Origin of the sequence: Paraburkholderia unamae (genome assembly GCF_003096875.1) — a bacterium.
GTDB lineage: Bacteria > Pseudomonadota > Gammaproteobacteria > Burkholderiales > Burkholderiaceae > Paraburkholderia > Paraburkholderia unamae.
In genome coordinates this window covers 1-1,082 of the sequence record NZ_QEOB01000076.1, presented here as the reverse complement: position 1 = coordinate 1,082, position 1,082 = coordinate 1, and the positions used below count along the sequence as shown (strand labels likewise).

Annotated in this window: 1 protein-coding gene; it reads left to right on the top strand. The window is 60.2% G+C overall.

Annotated features, from left to right (window positions below):
- A partial coding sequence (hpnJ, locus tag C7402_RS46125) for a hopanoid biosynthesis associated radical SAM protein HpnJ (protein ID WP_116615307.1) occupies positions 1 to 1,074 on the top strand: 1,074 nt, incomplete at its 5' end.
- Positions 1,075 to 1,082: the final 8 nt, after the last annotated feature.

The window sequence follows — 1,082 nt, the reverse complement described above, 5'->3', positions numbered from 1 at the left end:
GCAAGCGAGGCCATCGACTTCGTCTGCCGCGAGGAATTCGACTTCACCTGCAAGGAAATTGCCGAGGGCATGCCGCTCGCCCAGGTCAAGGGCATCTCCTGGCGCGCGAAAGATGGTTCCATCGAGCACAACGAAGGCCGTCCGGTCCTGGAGGACATGGACTCGCTGCCGTTCGTCGCGCCGATCTACAAGCGCGACCTGAAGATCGAAAATTACTTCATCGGCTATTTGAATTACCCGTACGTGTCGATCTACACGGGCCGGGGCTGCAAGTCGCGCTGCACGTTCTGCCTGTGGCCGCAGACCGTGAGCGGGCACGTCTACCGCACGCGCTCGGTCGAGAACGTGCTGGAAGAAGCGAAGTGGATCCGCGACAACATGCCCGAAGTGAAGGAGCTCATGTTCGACGACGATACCTTCACCGACGACCTGCCGCGCGCCGAAGCGATCGCCATCGGCCTCGGCAAGCTCGGCATGACGTGGTCGTGCAACGCGAAGGCCAACGTGCCGTACAAGACGCTCAAGGTCATGAAGGAAAACGGCCTGCGTTTGCTGCTCGTGGGCTTCGAGTCGGGCGACGACCAGATTCTCGTGAACATCAAGAAGGGCGTGCGCACGGACTTCGCGCGCCGCTTCAGCGCCGACTGCAAGAACCTCGGCATCAAGATTCACGGCACCTTTATTCTCGGGCTGCCTGGCGAGACGCAGGAGACGATCAAGAAGACGATCGAGTATGCGAAGGAAATCAATCCGCATACGATTCAGGTGTCGCTCGCGGCGCCGTATCCGGGCACGACGCTCTACAAGCAGGCCGTGGAAAACGGCTGGATGGAAGAGAACAAGACCATCAACCTGGTGAGCAAGGAAGGCGTGCAGCTGGCGGCGATCGGCTACGCGCACCTGTCGCGCGAGGAGATTTATCACCACCTCGAACAGTTCTATCGTCAGTTCTATTTCCGGCCTTCGAAGATCTGGGAGATCGTGCGCGAGATGCTCATGAGCTGGGACATGATGAAGCGGCGTCTGCGCGAAGGCGTGGAGTTCTTCCGCTTCCTGCGCGCGCACGAGGCATGATGGACCGC